This is a genomic window from Xanthomonas sp. NCPPB 901 (genome assembly GCF_056725085.1).
Genome location: NZ_CM161511.1, coordinates 3313721 through 3330966 on the forward strand (window position 1 = coordinate 3313721; position 17246 = coordinate 3330966).

At 69.5% G+C, this 17246-nt stretch carries 13 protein-coding genes and 1 pseudogene; 8 read left to right on the forward strand and 6 right to left on the reverse strand.

Annotated elements, in window-relative coordinates:
• Positions 1–550: 550 nt before the first annotated feature.
• Positions 551–2149: a transglycosylase SLT domain-containing protein gene (locus AC1PME_RS13855; protein ID WP_307551415.1), complete on the reverse strand. Its 1599-nt coding sequence runs from the start codon at positions 2147–2149 to the stop codon at positions 551–553.
• A gap of 325 nt (positions 2150–2474) precedes the next feature.
• Between AC1PME_RS13855 and AC1PME_RS13860 the strand changes: the two genes are divergently transcribed.
• Positions 2475–3980 (forward strand): helicase HerA-like domain-containing protein, encoded by a 1506-nt coding sequence (locus AC1PME_RS13860; RefSeq protein ID WP_430543971.1) that lies wholly within the window; start codon positions 2475–2477, stop codon positions 3978–3980.
• An 85-nt stretch (positions 3981–4065) separates the two neighbouring features.
• Here the strand turns inward: AC1PME_RS13860 and AC1PME_RS13865 are convergent, their stop codons facing one another.
• Positions 4066–4668 carry an NUDIX domain-containing protein gene (locus AC1PME_RS13865; protein WP_481096163.1) on the reverse strand — a complete coding sequence of 201 codons (603 nt, stop codon included), beginning with the start codon at positions 4666–4668 and terminating at the stop codon, positions 4066–4068.
• A 257-nt stretch (positions 4669–4925) separates the two neighbouring features.
• On the opposite strand from AC1PME_RS13865, the gene AC1PME_RS13870 reads away from it, so the two are divergent.
• On the forward strand, positions 4926–6206 hold the full coding sequence (locus AC1PME_RS13870; RefSeq protein WP_481096164.1) for a hypothetical protein: 1281 nt from the start codon (positions 4926–4928) through the stop codon (positions 6204–6206).
• A gap of 67 nt (positions 6207–6273) precedes the next feature.
• On the opposite strand, the gene AC1PME_RS13875 is transcribed toward AC1PME_RS13870, so the two are convergent.
• Positions 6274–7713 (reverse strand): rhomboid family intramembrane serine protease, encoded by a 1440-nt coding sequence (locus AC1PME_RS13875; protein WP_481096165.1) that lies wholly within the window; start codon positions 7711–7713, stop codon positions 6274–6276.
• 110 nt (positions 7714–7823) lie between these two features.
• On the opposite strand from AC1PME_RS13875, the gene greB reads away from it, so the two are divergent.
• A complete protein-coding gene (gene greB, locus AC1PME_RS13880; protein ID WP_307551423.1) occupies positions 7824–8330 on the forward strand; it encodes a transcription elongation factor GreB in 507 nt (168 codons plus the stop codon).
• Between the two features lie 45 nt (positions 8331–8375).
• Here the strand turns inward: greB and rimO are convergent, their stop codons facing one another.
• Positions 8376–9767, reverse strand: coding sequence for a 30S ribosomal protein S12 methylthiotransferase RimO (rimO, locus tag AC1PME_RS13885; protein ID WP_481096166.1), 1392 nt, complete (start codon positions 9765–9767; stop codon positions 8376–8378).
• 158 nt (positions 9768–9925) lie between these two features.
• Between rimO and AC1PME_RS13890 the strand changes: the two genes are divergently transcribed.
• The 3 genes from AC1PME_RS13890 to AC1PME_RS13900 are packed head-to-tail and all read left to right on the forward strand — an operon-like array spanning position 9926 to position 11200.
• A complete protein-coding gene (locus AC1PME_RS13890; RefSeq protein WP_481096167.1) occupies positions 9926–10588 on the forward strand; it encodes a dienelactone hydrolase family protein in 663 nt (220 codons plus the stop codon).
• Between the two features lie 8 nt (positions 10589–10596).
• Positions 10597–11004: an HIT family protein gene (locus AC1PME_RS13895; protein ID WP_481096168.1), complete on the forward strand. Its 408-nt coding sequence runs from the start codon at positions 10597–10599 to the stop codon at positions 11002–11004.
• A 28-nt stretch (positions 11005–11032) separates the two neighbouring features.
• The gene (locus tag AC1PME_RS13900) at positions 11033–11200 is read left to right on the forward strand and encodes a LiaI-LiaF-like domain-containing protein (protein ID WP_254458569.1); all 168 of its coding nucleotides are present in this window, start codon (positions 11033–11035) and stop codon (positions 11198–11200) included.
• Between the two features lie 267 nt (positions 11201–11467).
• Here the strand turns inward: AC1PME_RS13900 and dcd are convergent, their stop codons facing one another.
• Positions 11468–12040 carry a dCTP deaminase gene (gene dcd, locus AC1PME_RS13905; RefSeq protein ID WP_481096169.1) on the reverse strand — a complete coding sequence of 191 codons (573 nt, stop codon included), beginning with the start codon at positions 12038–12040 and terminating at the stop codon, positions 11468–11470.
• A 130-nt stretch (positions 12041–12170) separates the two neighbouring features.
• Positions 12171–13022 (reverse strand): iron-sulfur cluster carrier protein ApbC, encoded by an 852-nt coding sequence (apbC, locus tag AC1PME_RS13910; RefSeq protein ID WP_254461437.1) that lies wholly within the window; start codon positions 13020–13022, stop codon positions 12171–12173.
• A 766-nt stretch (positions 13023–13788) separates the two neighbouring features.
• Between apbC and AC1PME_RS13915 the strand changes: the two are divergent.
• Both AC1PME_RS13915 and AC1PME_RS13920 read left to right on the forward strand, forming a co-directional pair.
• A pseudogene (locus AC1PME_RS13915) lies at positions 13789–16547 on the forward strand (TonB-dependent receptor plug domain-containing protein).
• A 284-nt stretch (positions 16548–16831) separates the two neighbouring features.
• Entirely contained in the window at positions 16832–17221 is a 390-nt protein-coding gene (locus tag AC1PME_RS13920) for a cupin domain-containing protein (RefSeq protein ID WP_481096170.1), read from the forward strand.
• The last annotated feature ends 25 nt before the right edge of the window (positions 17222–17246 follow it).

The window sequence follows — 17246 nt, forward strand, 5'->3', positions numbered from 1 at the left end:
ACAGTGAAGCACCGCCGACGCGCGCTGGCTGACGGAAACGCCACACGTCCGGCACTGCGATCGCCCGTACCCTCATCCGGCGCTGCGCGCCACCTTCTCCCGGAGGGAGAAGGGATGGGAGCTCTCGGGTCTTGCAGCGGCACACCAGCGACAGTCCTCCATTGTGGGAGGGACTTCAGTCCCGACGCGATGACGGTGAAGCACCGCCGACGCGCGCTGGCTGACGGAAACGCCACACATCCGACACTGCGATCGCCGGTACCCTCATCCGGCGCTGCGCGCCACCTTCTCCCGGGGGGAGAAGGAATGGGAGTCCGCCTGGGTCTCCCAGCAATGCGGCAGCGACAGTCCCCCACTGTGGGAGGGACTTCAGTCCCGACGCGATGACGGTGAAGCACCGCCGACGCGCGCCGGCTGACGGAAACGCCACACATCCGACACTGCGATCGCCCGTACCCTCATCCGGCGCTACGCGCCACCTTGTCCCGGAGGGAGAAGGGATGGGAATCCGCCTGGTTCTCCCCGCGATGCGGCAGCGACGGTCCCCCAGCTACTTCTCGCAGCCCACCAGCTTCAGCGAATCGCCCGGCTTCAGCGCATAGCCAGGCGCACGCAGGCCGTTGGCCTTGGCCAGCTCCTTCAGATCGCAGTCGTGGCGGTCGGAAATCCGGCCCAGGGTGTCGCCCTTGGCCACGCGGTAGCTGCGCACCTGCTTCTGCTTGGGCTTGGCCGGCGCGGGACGGCCGGTGGCGACCGTGGTCGGCACGCCGGCGACCGGGCTGACGTCGCCCACCGCGACGTTGCCGGTGAGGTCGGCGGCCGGCGCCGGGCTGCCGCTGCGCACCGCGGCGGTGACGTCGGCGGTGATCAGCGCGCGCGCCAGGTCGGCGCGCGGGCCGCTGACGCAGTAGCGGTTGTACAGGCCGACGATCTTGGTGGTGGCGTTGATGGTCACCCCGGCCGGAATCCAGCCGTCCGGCTCGTAGCGCGGATTGAGGTTGCGCAGCGCGCGCATGTAGCCGTCGCGGGTGCCGTCGCTGCCCAGGCAAATGGTCAGTTCGTAGATGGTGGTGGACTTGGCCAGGCGCAGCGTGGCCGGCTGCGCATTGATCTTGGGGAAGGCCACGCCGTACTGCTGCGGGTGCAGGAAGATCCACGCCGCGGCGATCACCATCGGCACGTAGTCCTTGGTCTCGGCCGGGAACTGGTTGTACACCGAGGCGTCCCAGAAGCTGCGGCCGGGCATCTGGTTGAACACGCGCGCGGCGCGGCCTTCGCCACCGTTGTAGCCGGCCAGGGCCAGCTCGACGCTGCGATTGAGTTCGGCCATGCGCTCGTTGATGTAGACCGCACTCGCCTCGGCGGCGCTGCGCGCGTCGTAGCGGGTATCGAAGCCGGTGCCGTCCGGGCCCAGGCCGAAGCGGCGCCCGGTGGCCGGCATGAACTGCATCAGCCCGGCGGCGCCCACCCGCGAATTGGCGTGCACGCGGCCGTTGGATTCCTTGGCGATGATGCCGAACAGCAGCGCTTCCGGCAGGCCGCGCTTTTCCCATTCCGGCCACATGATCGCGCGCAGGTTCTGATAGTTTTCGTAGCTGCTCATCAGCGCCGGGCGCATGTCGGTGAGCCAGCGGCGGATGCCGGCCTGCACCGCCGGGTTGTACTCCACCATCGAATCGAAGGCGTGGCGCTTGTCGTTGAGCAGGCGCGCGGCACGCGCCGCCTCCGGCACGTCGGCGGCGAGCGGGCTGATGTGGTCCGGATCGGCCTGCAACGGCGCGGAATCGTCGTCGGCGGCATCGGTGTCGCTGGCCTGGCCCTGCGCGTCGGTCTTGGCCTTGAGCAGGCGCTTGTACGCACCCAGGTAGGTGCCGACCTCGCAACCGCGCTGCTTGATGCAGGCCTGGATCACGTCCTCGATGTCCTCCAGCGCGGCATCGCTTTCCTGGGTGCCCTTGGGGTCGCTGTTGCCGACCAGCACCATGGCGTCGTTGTAGCGCTTCTCGGCGGCGGCCAGGCGCTGGTCGAGGACGGCGATGGCGGCCTGGTCGCGGGCGGACACGCGGGCGTGGGCGGCAGGAGCGGTGCAGGTCAGCGCCACGGCAGCCGCGACGGGCCACGCGTGGGTGAAGCGGAACGGAAGGGGCATGGTGGGACGCGGCGACGGAAAGGCCGCAGGGTAGCCCCCGCCGTCGCGTCGCGGCAAGGTCGCCGCGGCCACGGTCCGGCCCGCGGCGGGCCAAGGTTCATCGCCGGCGGCCATCCCGCAGCGCAACACGCGCCCCGCGTGCGCCAGCCGTTGCCATGCCGAATCAGGCACGCCACGCCGGTGCCGCCAGCCGCTCCACGCAAGGACCGCGTTTGGCGAGCGGCGACAGTGCCTGCACGGTCCCACGCGCACCCAGCGCAGCGCGCACATGCTCGGCCATGCCGCGGACACTTTAGAATCCAGGCCTCTCTCTGTGGACCCCGTTATGGACCCGATCCTGCTAGGCAAAGGCGTGACCGACGACATCGCGGTGCTGCTGCAACCGCGCCTGGGCAATCGCCACGGCCTGGTCGCCGGTGCCACCGGCACCGGCAAGACCGTGACCCTGATGACCCTGGCCGAAGGCTTTTCGCGGATCGGCGTGCCGGTGTTCCTGGCCGACGTCAAGGGCGACGTGGCCGGGCTGGCGATGCCCGGCGACGGCAGCGAGAAGGTGCTGCAGCGCGCCGCCCAGATCGGTGTGCGCGACTACGCGCCGGCCGCCAACCCGGTGGTGTTCTGGGACCTCTACGGCCAGCTCGGCCACCCGGTGCGCACCACCGTCAGCGAGATGGGCCCCACCCTGCTGGCGCGCGTGCTGGAACTCAACGACACCCAGGCCGGCGTGCTCGACATCGTGTTCAAGCTGGCCGACGACCGCGGCCTGCTGCTGCTCGACCTGGACGACCTGCGCGCGCTGCTGGCGCTGGTGGTGGAAGAGCGCAAGGACATCTCCACCGAGTACGGCCTGGTCAGCGCGCAATCGGTGGCCGCGATCCAGCGCGCGCTGCTGCGCCTGGCCCAGGACGGCGGCGAAGGTTTCTTCGGCGAACCGGCACTGGACCTGGCCGAACTGATGCGGGTCGACCACGACGGCCGCGGCGTGATCGGCATCCTCGCCGCCGCGCAGTTGGTGCTCAAACCGCGGCTGTACTCGACCTTCCTGCTGTGGCTGCTGTCGGAACTGTTCGAGCGGCTGCCGGAGGTGGGCGACCTGGACAAGCCCAAGCTGGTGTTCGTGTTCGACGAGGCGCACCTGCTGTTCGACGATGCGCCGCCGGCGCTGGTGCAGCGCATCGAACAGGTGGTGCGGCTGATCCGCTCCAAGGGCGTGGGCGTGTACTTCTGCTCGCAGTTCCCCGACGACGTGCCCGACAGCATCCTCGGCCAGCTCGGCAACCGCGTGCAGCACGCGCTGCGCGCCTACACCCCGCGCGACCAGAAGGCGGTGCGCACCGCCGCCGAAACCTTCGTGGCCAATCCCAAGCTGGACGTGGCCAAGGCCATCTCCCAGCTCGGCACCGGCGAGGCGCTGGTCTCCACGCTGCAGGACAAGGGCGTGCCGGCACCGGTGCAGCAGACCCTGATCGCACCGCCGCGCTGCCGCATGGGCGCGATCTCCGCGGCCGAACGCGCGCAGGTGCGCGCCGGCAGCCCGGTCGGCGATCGCTACGACACCCCGGTCAATCGCGAATCGGCCGCGGAACTGCTGGCGCGCCGCGTCGAACGCAGCGCCGACCAGAGCGCCGCGCCGCCGGCGCGCACCCGCGAGCAGGACGAGGCGCAGGACAGCGGCTTCGGCCAGGCGGTCAAGGACGCGGTGTTCGGCACCAAGCGCCGCCAGGGCATGCTGGAGGCGATGGCCAAGCAGACCTCGCGGACCATCGGCAACCGCATCGGCCAGCAGATCGTGCGCGGCATCTTCGGCAGCATCTTCGGCGGCAAGCGCTGAGCGCGACGCACGCCGAGATATCCCGGCCACTGGCTTCGCGCAGGAGCGGCTTCAGCCGCTCCTACGGGATCCGCGCAATCCGGCGCTATCCCAGCAACCCGTGCAGCTTGGCGTACTGCAGCAGCATGATGGTCTTGGCGTCGACGATCGCGCCGCTGTCGATCATCGCCAGCGCCGCATCCAGCGCCAGCTCCAGCACCTCGATCTCCTCGCCCTCGGCGGCCACGCCGCCGCCGGCACCGATCTTGTCGCGGTCCACGTACTCGCCCACGAAGAAGTACAGCCGCTCGGTCACCGAACCCGGGCTCATGAACGCCTCGAACACCTTGCGCACGTTTTCGATCCGGTAGCCAGTCTCCTCCTCGGTCTCCTTGCGGATGCAGGTCTCCGGATCGTCATGGTCGAGCAGCCCGGCGCAGGCTTCGATCAGCATGCCGTCGGGATTGCCGTTGAGCAGGGTCGGCATGCGGAACTGGCGGGTCAGCATCACCGTGCCCTTGGCGCGGCTGTACAGCAGGATGGCCGCGCCGTTGCCGCGGTCGTAGGCCTCGCGGGTGAGCGGCTGCCAGCGGCCGTCCTGACGCTGGAAATCGAAACTGACCTTGCGCAACACATACCAGTTGTCCGACAGCACTTCGATGTGGGTGACGCGCACGCGGGGATTGCCGGAAATGCAGGAGGGGTCCAAGCAAGGCTCCAGGACATGAGGAACACGGTGGGACGGCGGGCACGGCACCTACCGCACATCTCCCGCCGCTCGACCGCGCAGTGTAGCCAGCACGCGCGCGGGCCAGGCGGCCCCGGTTGCGCTTTGCGCAGCCGACCACACTCCCTCGGTGCGGCCATCCGCATCGCGCAGCCGCCCCGCCCCGCCCCGCCCGTCTCCCGATTGCGCGCGTCCCGACCGCACTGCACAATCGGTGCACTTCGTAGACAGGGGGAGTCATGGAAGATCGTCGGCGCGTGGGCGCAAGCCGCGCACATCGCAGCACACCCGAACCGTTCTGGGCGCGCACCCGCGCCATCGCGCTGTACCCGCTGCGCGGCGGCGCACTGTACGCGCTGATCGCGCTGACCCTGTGCAGCCTGCTGGGAATGCTGCCCGGCATCGGCTGGATCCTGGGCATCGTCACCACCCTAGCGATCTACAAGTACGCCTTCGAGATCCTTCGGCACACCGCCGACGGCTACCTGGACGCGCCGGAGCGCGGCTTCGACATCGGCGACGGCGTGGTGCTGCGGCTGCTGGCGATGATGATCCTGCTCGGCATGGCGGTGTTCGCCGCGCTGATGCTGGCCGGGCCGGTCGGCGGCCTGCTGATGCTGCTGGCGGTGGTGCTGCTGCAGCCGGGCATCCTGATTTCCCTGGCGATGGACGGTAGCCTGCGCCGCGCGCTGAACCCGGCCGTGTCGATCGGCCTGGCGCTGCGCATCGGCTGGCCCTACCTGGCCGCGTTCGGCCTGCTGTTCGTGATCCAGGCCAGCGCGCTGAGCGCCGCCGCCTGGCTGCAGCGCGTCCTGCCGCCGGTAATCGCCGACCTGGCGGTCACCGTGGTGACGATCTGGGGCCTGTTCGCCGCCTTCCACCTGCTGGGCTATCTGGTCTACCAGTATCACGCCGTGCTGGGCTACGAACCGGCCGCCGAGGCGGCCAACGCCGTCGCCCGCCACGACCCGGACCAGCGCGTGCTCGACGAGGCCGAACAACTGGTGCGCGACGGCCACACCGACGATGCGCTGCAGGTGCTGCGCAGCGAGGTGCGCAGCCGCGCGGTGAGCCTGGGCGTGCACGAGCTGTACCAGCGCCTGTTGCGCGGCAGCGCGCGCCACGACGAACGCCGCGAACATACCCGCCAGTACATGCACCGGCTGCTGCAGGAAAAGCAGGAACGGCGCGCGCTGGCCTTGCAGCGCGAGGCGCTGGATGCCGATCCCGACTTCGTGCCGCTGCTGCCGGAACAGGCCACGCTGCTGGCCGAACGTGCGCAGCTGGCGGGCCAGTTCCGCCTCGCCGCCGACGGCCTGCAGGCCGCGCTGCGCGGCTGGCCGAACGCACCGGAGCGCAGCGCCTGGTCGCTGCAGGCCGCCCTGCTGCTGGCCGAACGCTTCGGCGAGGACGCGCAGGCGCGCCGCCTGCTGGAAGACGCCCTGACCCACTGCGACGACGACCAGCAGCGCGGCAAGCTGCAGGCGGCGTTGCGCGCGGTGACGATCGCGCCGGTCTAGCGCGCGTCCCGCCGTGCGCGGAGCGCGGACGCAGCCACCGCTGCTCCGCGCGCGCCAGGCAGCGCGCTCAGGCGTTGGCGAGCAGGAACCGCGCCTTGTCCGCCGGCGGCAGGTCCGGATAGCGCACGATCAGCGCCTCCAGCACGCGCCGCCACTCCGCCGCGGCCTGGCGCTCGCCGTGGCCCAGCGCGAGCCGAAACCAGGCCTGCGCCTGCTGCTCGCGCGGCGAGACCGCATCCTGCGCCAGCAGCGTCTCGGCTTCGGCCAACAAGCCCAGCGCCATCCAGCGCGCGAACAGCGCCGCATGCGTCGGCGCGTCCAGCGCGCCGGCCGCCGCCAGCACCCCCGCCTGCTGCCGTGCCTCCTGCAGCGACGCTGCCGGCAGCCGCAACACGTCCAGCGCCCTGGCCCGCGCCGACGCGGCCTGGCCGGCGTTGGCGGCCACCCGGTAGCGCGCCAGCGCCACATCGAAGCGCTGCGGCGCTTCGGCGGCCAGCGCGTCCAGCAGCGCGCCGGCCTGGAAATGTTCCATCCGTCCCAGATGCCGCTGCGCACGCTCCCAGCGGTCGTCGGCCGGTGCGCCGGCGTCGTCGCGCAGGAACGCCTCGCGGGTCTGCCCGGTCGCCACCAGCGCCGCGCCGAGCAGCGCGCCGACCACCAGCCCGCCGGCATGCGCGTCGAAGCCGATGCCGGCATCGCCGTTGAACAGCAGGTTGTACAGCTCCCAGCCCAGCCACAGCGGCAGCAGCGCGATGGCCGGCGCGCGCACGTAGTCGAACAGCACCGCCGCCCAGTAGAAGAAGCGCACCGGGCGCCGCCCCCAGACCACGCAGAACGCCCCCATCAGCGCAGCGATGGCGCCGGACGCGCCGAGCCCGCCACCGGCCTCGCCCCAACGCCAGCACAGGCTGACCGCGCTGGCCCCGAACGCGCCGAGCAGGTACACCGCCAGGAACCGCCAGCCGCCGATCGCGCCTTCCAGCAGGGTGCCCAGCGCCAGCAGGAACAGCATGTTGCCGATCAGGTGCATGGCGTCGGCATGCAGGAACGCGGAACCGAGCATGCGCGCCGGCGCCCATTCGGAGCTGCGCTGCACATGGCGCAGGGTGAACACGCGCTGCAGCAACGCGTCGTAGCGCGCGCGCAGCGGCGTCCAGGCCTGCTGCGCATCGGCGTCGGCGAAGGCGCTGCCGTTGCGCAGGGCCTGCACGAACCGCACGTCGTGCAAGGTGGCGGCCCCGACGAAGGCCGTCCGCTCGGCCGCCGGCACCTGCTGCAGTTTCGCCAGCGCCTCGCGCTGGCCGCTGCGCTCCAGGTAGCGCGCATAGGCCGGCGCTTCCAGCGCGCCGAGTCCGGAGTCGAGGTAGTAGCGCAGCGCCTGCCGCAGCGGCGCCGCGTCGTGGCGCTGCCAGCCCGCGTACACCGCGATGTTGAGCAGGATCAGCAACAGCGTGACCAGCGGAAAATTGTCCCGCGACAGCGGCTTGTGCAGCGGCAGGATCAGCATCGAACGAAGTCTGGGTCCGGGAGGCGGTGCCAGCTTCAGACATCGCCTGCGGGTGCGCAAGCCGCAGCCACGCGCTAGCATCGCCACCCCGCTCCACCGCAGTCGCCCCGATGAGCCGCTGGCGTCCCCCTGCCGAGAAAAGCACCGCCCTGATCACCCCCGAAGGCCACGCCCGGCTCAAGGCCGAACTGGACGAGCTGTGGCGGGTGCGCCGCCCGGAGGTGGTCAAGGCGCTGGCCGCGGCCGCCGCCGAGGGCGACCGTTCGGAGAACGCCGAGTACACCTACCGCAAGAAGCAACTGGGCGAGATCGACCGCCGCGTGCGCTACCTGAGCAAGCGCCTGGAAGCGCTGCGCGTGGTCGCCGAGGCGCCGTCCGACCCGCAGGCGGTGTTCTTCGGCGCGCACATCGAGCTGGAGGATGCCGACAGCGGCGAACTGCGCCGTTACCGCATCGTCGGCCCGGACGAGACCGACGCAGCCCGCGGCTGGATCAGCATCGATTCGCCGCTGGCGCGGGCGCTGTTGAAGAAGCGCATCGACGACGAAGTGGAAGCGCAGCTGCCCGGCGGCCGCCACAGCTTCGTGGTGGTGGCGGTGGACTACACCGCGCCGTAAGCGCGCGGCGCCTGGGCGCCACGCCGGCCGCCGCCTGCGGCGGCCTCAGAGCACCCGCAGGTCCAGCGGCCTGGCCGGCGAGGCGGGCGCCGGCAACGCATCGCCGAACAGGTCGTGCTCGTCGCTGTCGGTGATCTCCACCTGCACCAGATCGCCCGGCTTGAGCCCGAGTTCGCCGCCGTTCTGGATATGCACCAGGCCGTCGATCTCCGGCGCATCGGCCTTGGAGCGCGCCACCGCGATGCCGTCCTCGAGCAGGTCGACCAGACACTCCTGCACGCTGCCGATCTTGGCTTCCAGGCGCGCCGCGGAAATCGCCGCCTGCCGCTCCATGAACCGCGCCAACCGCTCCTGCTTGAGTTCTTCCGGCACCGGATCCGGCAACGCGTTGGCGCTGGCACCTTCGACCGGCGAATAGGCGAACGCGCCGACGCGGTCGAGCTGCGCCGCATCCAGGAACTCCAGCAACTGCTCGAACTCGGCGTCGGTCTCGCCGGGGAAGCCGACGATGAAGGTCGAACGCAGGGTGATCTCCGGGCACAGCGCACGCCAGCGCTGCACGCGCTCCAGGGTGCGCTCGACCGCGCCCGGGCGCTTCATCAGCTTGAGGATGCGCGGGCTGGCGTGCTGGAACGGGATGTCCAGGTACGGCAGCAGCTTGCCCTCGGCCATCAGCGGGATCACGTCGTCCACGTGCGGATACGGATACACGTAGTGCAGGCGCGCCCACGCACCCAGCTCCGACAGGCCCTCGCACAGCGCCTTCATCCGCGTCTGGTAGGCGCGGCCGCGCCATTCGCGCTCCGCGTACTTGATGTCCACACCGTAGGCCGAGGTGTCCTGCGACACCACCAGCAACTCGCGCACCCCGCCCTTGACCAGGCGTTCGGCCTCGCGCAGCACCTCGTCGACCGGGCGCGACACCAGGTCGCCGCGCATCGACGGGATGATGCAGAAGCTGCAGCGGTGATTGCAGCCTTCGGAGATCTTCAGGTAGGCGTAATGCCGCGGCGTCAGCTTGACCCCGATGTCGTCCTCGCTGCTGCCGCGCCCCCGCGGCAGCAGGTCCACGAACGGATCGTGGCGCGGCGGCAGCGCCGCGTGCACCGCTTCCATCACGCTCTGGTAGTCCTGCGGGCCGGACACCGCCAGCACGTCCGGATAGGCCGCGCGGATCTGCTCCGAGCGCTTGCCCAGGCAGCCGGTGACGATGACCTTGCCGTTCTCGGCCATGGCCTCGCCGATCGCCTCCATCGACTCGGCGACCGCCGAGTCGATGAAGCCGCAGGTGTTGACCACCACCACGTCGGCCGCGTCGTAGCTGGGCACGATCGCATAGCCCTCCACGCGCAGTTGGGTGAGGATGCGTTCGGAGTCGACAAGGGCCTTCGGACAGCCGAGGCTGACGAAGCCGACTTTGGGGGTCGCGAGAGACATTGGGGCCTGGGTCCGGAGGGCCTGGGAGAAAAACAGCGCGCGGAGTATACCGGGCCGGGGCCGCCACCGCGGCGGCGGCCGGGTATGCGCCCGCTCACCCCGGCTTAGCCCGGGCAATGGATAATCGGCCGCTCCCCCACTCCACAGGACTCCCCGACATGGGCCACTGGACCACGCTCGACACCGCTCACGGCCAGGTTTCCGCCTGGCACGCCCTGCCCGAGGGCACGCCGCGCGGCGGCCTGGTGGTGATCCAGGAGATCTTCGGGGTGACCGACTACATCCGCCAGGTCGCCGACCGCTACGCCGTGCACGGCTATGAGGTGCTGGCGCCGGCGCTGTTCGATCCGGTGGAGAAGGACGCGCAACTGGCCTACGACCAGGACGGCGTGCGCAAGGGCCTGGAACTGGTCGGCGCGCTGGGCTTCGACCGCGCCCTGGACATCGTGCAGGCGGCCGCGCAGGCGCTGGCGCCGGCCGGCAAGGTCGGCACGCTGGGCTACTGCTGGGGCGGCAGCGTCGCGCTGCTGGCGGCGCTGCGCCTGGGCCTGCCCTCGGTGAGCTACTACGGCGGCCGCAACACCCAGTTCCTGGACGAGACGCCGAAGGCGCCGGTGCTGTTCCACTTCGGCGCGCAGGACGGCAGCATCCCGGCCGAGTCGATCCAGCAGCACCGCGAGAAGCTGCCGCAGATGCAGACCTTCGTGTACCCGGCCGGGCACGGCTTCGACCGCCACGTCGATCCGAACCACTACGACGCCGACAGCGCCGAGCTGGCCCGCGAGCGCAGCCTGGCGTTCCTGGCCGAGCACCTGGGCTGAGCCGCGACATGGCCGAGTTCGTCCTGGACCCGCGGCTGCAGGCCGACAGCGCGTTCGTCGCCGACGGCCCGCTGTCGCAGGTGCGGCTGATGGACGACGCACGTTTCCCGTGGCTGCTGCTGGTACCGCGGGTGGCCGAGGCCAGCGAATGGATCGACCTGGACGGCGGCCAGCAGCGCCTGTTGCTGGCCGAGATCAACCAGCTCTCGCACCTGCTGCGGCAGGAACCGGGCGTGCACAAGCTCAACATCGGCGCGCTGGGCAACGTGGTGCGGCAGCTGCACGTGCACTTACTGGGGCGGCATCCCGGCGATGCCGCCTGGCCTGGCCCGGTGTGGGGCAACGGCGCGGCGCAGCGGCTGCCGGCCGCCGAACTGCAGGCCCGTGTTGCGACCTGGCGCCAACGGCTACGATAGGCGCCCTTTTTACGGAAGCCGCGCCTCCATGAAATCCAATGTGATCGCCGCCATCGTGCTGATCCTGATCGGCCTGGTGTTCCTGGCCAACAACCTGGGCTGGACCAACCTGAGCCTGGGCCGGCTGATCGCCACCTGGTGGCCGGCGATCCTGGTCGCGGTCGGCGTCGGCATGCTGTTCGGGCGCGGCAAGTAGCGAAGGCGGGGATTGGGGATTCGGGAGTGGGGATTCGCCAAGGCGGTTCCCCACTCCAGCCGCTTGCCGCGCGAGCGGCACGGGGGACGCCCCCTCGCTTGGTGCAAGCAGGCGCTGGCGCGGGCCATCGTCGCTAGCGGTAGCAGCCGAGCTTGGCCAGCCACAGCAGCGCGCCGCGGCGCGGGGCATCCGTGACCCAGCCCAACTCTAGCCAATGAACGCGACCACCGGCAGAAACGTCGCCAGCCAGATCACGCCATCGAAAGGTCAGGTCCTGGGCAGGGTCACGCCGGTCTGGCCCTGGTACTTGCCGCCGCGGTCCTTGTAGCTGGTCTCGCAGACGTCGTCGGCATCGGACTGGAAGAACAGCATCTGCGCCACGCCTTCGTTGGCGTAGATGCGCGCCGGCAGCGGCGTGGTGTTGCTGAACTCCAGGGTCACGTGGCCTTCCCACTCCGGCTCCAGCGGGGTGACGTTGACGATGATGCCGCAGCGCGCGTAGGTGCTCTTGCCCAGGCACACCACCAGGGTGTCGCGCGGGATGCGGAAGAATTCCACCGTGCGCGCCAGCGCGAAGCTGTTGGGCGGGATGATGCATTCGGCGGCCTCGATGTCCACGAAGCTCTTGGGATCGAAGTGCTTGGGGTCGACGATGGTCGAGTTGATGTTGGTGAACACCTTGAACTCGCGCGAGCAGCGCACGTCGTAGCCGTAGCTGGAGGTGCCGTAGCTGACGATGCGCTGGCCGTCGACCTGCTTGACCTGGCCCGGTTCGTAGGGCGCGATCATGCCGTGCTGTTCGGACATGCGGCGGATCCAGCGGTCGCTCTTGATGCTCATGGGGGTTCCTGATGCCGGTGGCGGCGGCCGCAGCCTGCGCGCCGGGAACGCGGCCGGCGGAAGGGGCCGGCCGCAATGACCGGCGATTCTAGCCGGTCGCGGGGCGTTCGCGGCAGACGCCGCGCGCCGCTCAGCGCAGCGCGGCGGAGATCGGGATCGCCGCGCGCGGCCGCTTGCGCAGTTCCTCGGTCAGGCGTTGCGCGGTGGCCAGGTAGGCCTGCGCGGCGGCCGACTCCGGAGCGGCGGCCACGATCGGCGTGCCGGCATCGCCCTGCTCGCGGATCGCGATCGCCAGCGGCAGCGAGCCCAGCAGCGGCACGCCGTACTGCTGCGCCATGCGCTGGCCGCCGCCCTCGCCGAACAGATGCTCGACATGGCCGCACTGGCTACAGGTATGCACCGCCATGTTCTCGACGATGCCCAGCACCGGCACCTCGACCTTCTCGAACATCTTCAGCGCCTTCTTCGCGTCCAGCGTGGCGATGTCCTGCGGGGTGGTGACGATCACCGCGCCGGCCACCGGGATCTTCTGCGCCAGGGTCAGCTGGATGTCGCCGGTGCCGGGCGGCAGGTCGATCAGCAGGTAGTCCAGGTCGTCCCACAGGGTGTCGGCGAACAACTGGGTGAGGGCCGAGGTCGCCATCGGGCCGCGCCAGATCATCGGCGTGTCCTGGTCCACCAGCAACCCGATCGACATGGCCTCGATGCCGAAGGCGCGCATCGGCTCGATGCTCTTGTCGTCCGGGCTGTCCGGGCGCCCGCTCAGGCCGAGCATGGCCGGCACGCTGGGGCCGTACACGTCGGCGTCCAGCACGCCGACGCGCGCGCCCTGGCGCTGCAGGGCCAGCGCCAGGTTCACGGCGGTGGTGGACTTGCCCACCCCGCCCTTGCCGGAGCCGACGGCGATGACGTTGCGGATGCGTGGGTGCGGGGCAAGCTTGGGCTGGACGGCGTGGGCGGGGAGACGCGGGCGTTCGGTCATCGGGAAACTCAACAGGAAGCGTCGGCAGCGCACGCCAGGCATGCGCAGGACGAAAGGAACCATGGACCGCGACGGGGGCGCCGCCGGGAGCGGCAGCATCGCGGGCCGCACAGACACATGACTATACAAGTGTGCCGGTGCGCGGTCCCGCGCCGCAGGCGGCGCGACCGCGGGCAAAGTTGCGCAAATGGCGCCCGCGCACGGCGGCGGCGCGCCGTTCGCCCGCCTCGCGCATCGACGTCGGCACCGTCCCGCACAGGCGCCAGGATCAACCCACGCCACGCCGTCGGCAAAACCGTCCGCGCTCCCCGCCCCACGATGACGCATTTTACTCACCGAAATGGTGCGTCGGCGATCGGGCGGAATGACTGGCAACCCCGACGCCGTCCAGTCGACGCAGGCCCTCCGGAGCGCAAGCCGAGGCGCCACCGCCACGTTCATGAAGCTGTACAAACAATGCCCTGCAATGGTGCAAAGCAACGCGCAACTTGTCTACATCGGCGTCGGGAGCCAGCATTTGCCGACGTTCCCCGCCTGATCGCGGCACTTTTCGCCTGTAGACGAAAAAAGTGATCCCCATGTACAAACGGCGTTAAGTCCGTGTTACGTTTGGGTTGATCGCAGGATGCGATCCCACTTTCAAGGCACATGTCGCGGCACGAGGCCCCTCGCCTTATCGATTGATTTTCGGGGACACAGAAAGATGACTGCTCGTCATACTCCTAGTTTCAAGCACAGCCACCTGAGTGCCGCGCTGGCCTCCGCCATGCTTGTTCCGGCCGCGTTTGCCGCCTTCGCGCAGGACGCCACGACCGACGGCAAGACCGACAAGGCGACGGATCTGGAAAAGATCACCGTCACCGGTTCGCTGATCCCCCAGACCGAGATCGAGACCGCCACCCCGGTCACCACGATCAGCGCCGAAGAGATCAAGGCGCGCGGCTTCAGCACCGTCGCCGACGTGCTGCAGAAGAGCTCGTTCGCCACCGGCGGCGTGCAGGGCGGGCAGAGCTCGGGCACCTTCACCCAGGGCGCGAAGACGGTGAGCCTGTTCGGCCTGCCGCCGGGTTACGTGAAGTACCTGATCGACGGCCGCCCGATGTCGAACTACCCGGCGCTGTACAACGGCAGCGACACCTTCAACAACATCAGCGGCATTCCGATCGACCTGGTCGACCGCATCGAAATCCTGCCGGGCGGCCAGTCGTCGCTGTACGGCTCCGACGCCATCGCCGGCGTGATCAACGTCATCCTCAAGAAGAAGATGGACGGCGCGGTGTTCAGCATCCGCGGCGGCGGCTATTCCGAGGGCGGCGGCAGCAACTTCCGCGCGACCTTCGCCGACGGCTGGACCTCGGCCGACGGCCGCACCAGCATCCTGGGCGGTCTGCAGTACGAAGAAAAGGATCCGATCTGGGCCTATCAGCGCGACCAGACCAAGCAGTTCAACACCCAGGGCTACACCCGTCAGCTGCCGAGCCGCGACTTCCTGGTCTACAGCCCGTTCACCAGCTACAAGTTCCTGGACCCGAACAACTGCAACAACCTGACCGGCCTGTTCGGCGGCACCATCGCCAAGCAGCAGCGCCCGGGCTTCGGCGACACCTACTACTGCGGCTCCAAGTACACCCCGGGCTACCGCACCCTGGACAGCGGCACCAAGTCGCTGCAGGCCTACCTGCACGGCACCCACGACCTCAACGACAACGTGCAGCTGTACGGCGACGTGCTCTACAGCCACGACGAGGTCAAGTACCACTCCGGTTCCAACTACCTGTGGTGGGGCACCGGCGCCGACTTCGGCTACTACTACGATCCGAAGCTGGACGACCTGGTCAATCTGCAGCGCTCGTTCGCGCCCGAGGAAATGGGCATCAACGGCATCAAGGACACGATGAGCCGCGACAAGAGCGACTCGGTGCGCGTGACCTTCGGCGCCCAGGGTCAGCTCGGCCAGTCGAACTGGGACTACGACGCCGGCGTCACCTACACCCAGTACAAGCTGCAGGAGCAGAACTTCGTCCGCTTCAAGAATGCCGTGGACCAGTTCTTCATCAACAAGGTGCTGGGTCCGCAGCTCGGCCTGGATCCGTACTACGCACCTACCCGGTCTACTCGCCGAACTACGCCGCGTTCTACTCGCCGATCACCCAGCAGGAGTTCGCCAGCTTCACCGGCCATGCCACCAACAAGAGCAAGACCTCCGACGGCATGATTCGTGTGCAGGCCACCAACGGCAAGCTGTTCAGCCTGCCCGGCGGCGACGCCGGCCTGGCCGTGGTCGGCGAGTACGGCAAGCAGAAGTGGGACTACGATCCGGCGCCGGCGATCCTCAACGGCGAAGTCTGGGGCCTGACCTCGGTGGCCGGCGGCGGCCAGCGTGATCGCTACGCGCTGACCTCGGAACTGCGCATGCCGGTGTTCGACCCGCTGACCATCACCCTGGCCGGCCGCTACGATGCGTTCAAGGCCAGCGGCCGCACCATCGACAAGCCGACCTACAGCATCTCGCTGGAGTACCGTCCGTTCGAGACCCTGCTGCTGCGCGGCAAGTACGGCACCGCGTTCCGCGCGCCGACCCTGTCCGACCTGTACCAGGGCAAGAGCGGCTACTACAACAGCGTCATCGACTACTACCAGTGCGCGCGGCGCGGCTACCTGCCGGGCAATACCGACAACTGCCCGGCCGCCTACTCCAGCCGCCAGTTCTTCGGTACGCAGTCCGGCAACCTGGACCTGAAGCCGATCAACGCCGATGTGTGGAGCGCGGGCTTCGTGTGGTCGCCGGTGGACCGCATGGCGCTGACCGTGGACTACCTCAACTGGGACATCAGCGATGAGGTCACCCAGCAGAGCGCCAATGGTCTGAGCCTGCAGGATTACCGCTGCCGCGCCGGCATCGACGATGCCAACTCGGCGCTGTGCCAGGCCACGTTCTCCCAGGTCACGCGCAACGCCGCAGGCCAGATCACCAGCATCTACACGCCGAAGGTCAACGTCTCCAACCAGAAGCTGGAAGCGGTCACCGCCTCGTTCCGCTATGGCTACGACTTCGGCCGCTGGGGCGACCTGAGCACCATCGCCAGCTACAGCGAGAACCTGCGCCACAAGTACGTGCGCTACACGGGCGACAAGCCGGTGGACCTGCTGAACGATCCGTACTGGAGCACCGATCCGAAGCGCAAGGCCGACGCGTCGCTGACCTGGGACATCGGCAAGTTCTCGACCACCTGGTACGCGAACTGGTTCGACAAGACCCCGAACTACGCCGCCACGATCAGCGCCAATGGCTACGCGGCCCCGCGCGCCGGCAAGCTGCCGTCGCACATCACCCACAACGCCAGCGTGACCTACAAGGCGTTCGAGGGCATGGAGCTGTCGCTGATGGTGACCAACGTGTTCAACAAGATGCCGCCGTTCGACGCGTCCTACCCGGGCAGCGCGCAGTGGGCGTACAACGAATACAACTTCGATGTGTACGGCCGTGCGTACTACCTGGAAATGCGTTACTCGTTCGGCAAGTAAGAACAAACGCAGGCAGTCACGGAGCCCACCCGCAAGGGTGGGCTTTTTTTTGCCTCGGATTCGCGGCCCGCTCGCCCATGCTGGCAAGCGCGGGATCCGGCCAGCCCGCGCAGCAGACACCACCCGGCCAGGCTCGCGCGATTTGCGCATGACAGCGTTCCGGCACCGTGGCCGCTGGCGCCAGCCGTCCATGCTGTAATCGCGCCCAGCGCATCCGTCGTCGCCGAGGCGTTCACCCTCGTCGCGCATCCGCTGCCGCACTACGTCCCATGGAGATGCCCAACATGCCGCGTCGCGACTTCGATCCCACCACCTTCGCTGCGGATGGGCGGCCGGCGACGCAGGCACGGCTGTTCGACCCGGACACGCCGCCGCCCTGGCACGGCGTCGTCGCCGGCGCCGCCTTGGGAGGCGCGGTCACCGTGCTGACCTACGGCACCGAGGCGATCGGCGACGGCCCGCCGCGCCATGTCCATCCGTACGACGAGACCTTCGTGGTGCTGGTCGGGCGCGCGCGGTTCTTCGTCGGCGACAGCACGCTCGAGGCAGCGGCCGGAGACGTGGTCTTCGGCCCCGCCGGCGTGCCGCACCGGTTCGAGAACCTGGGGCCAGGCCGCCTGCAGACGATGGACATCCATCACTCGCCGACCTGGATCCAGACCGACCTGGACTAAGCAGCGCCCGCCATGCGTCCTGCGG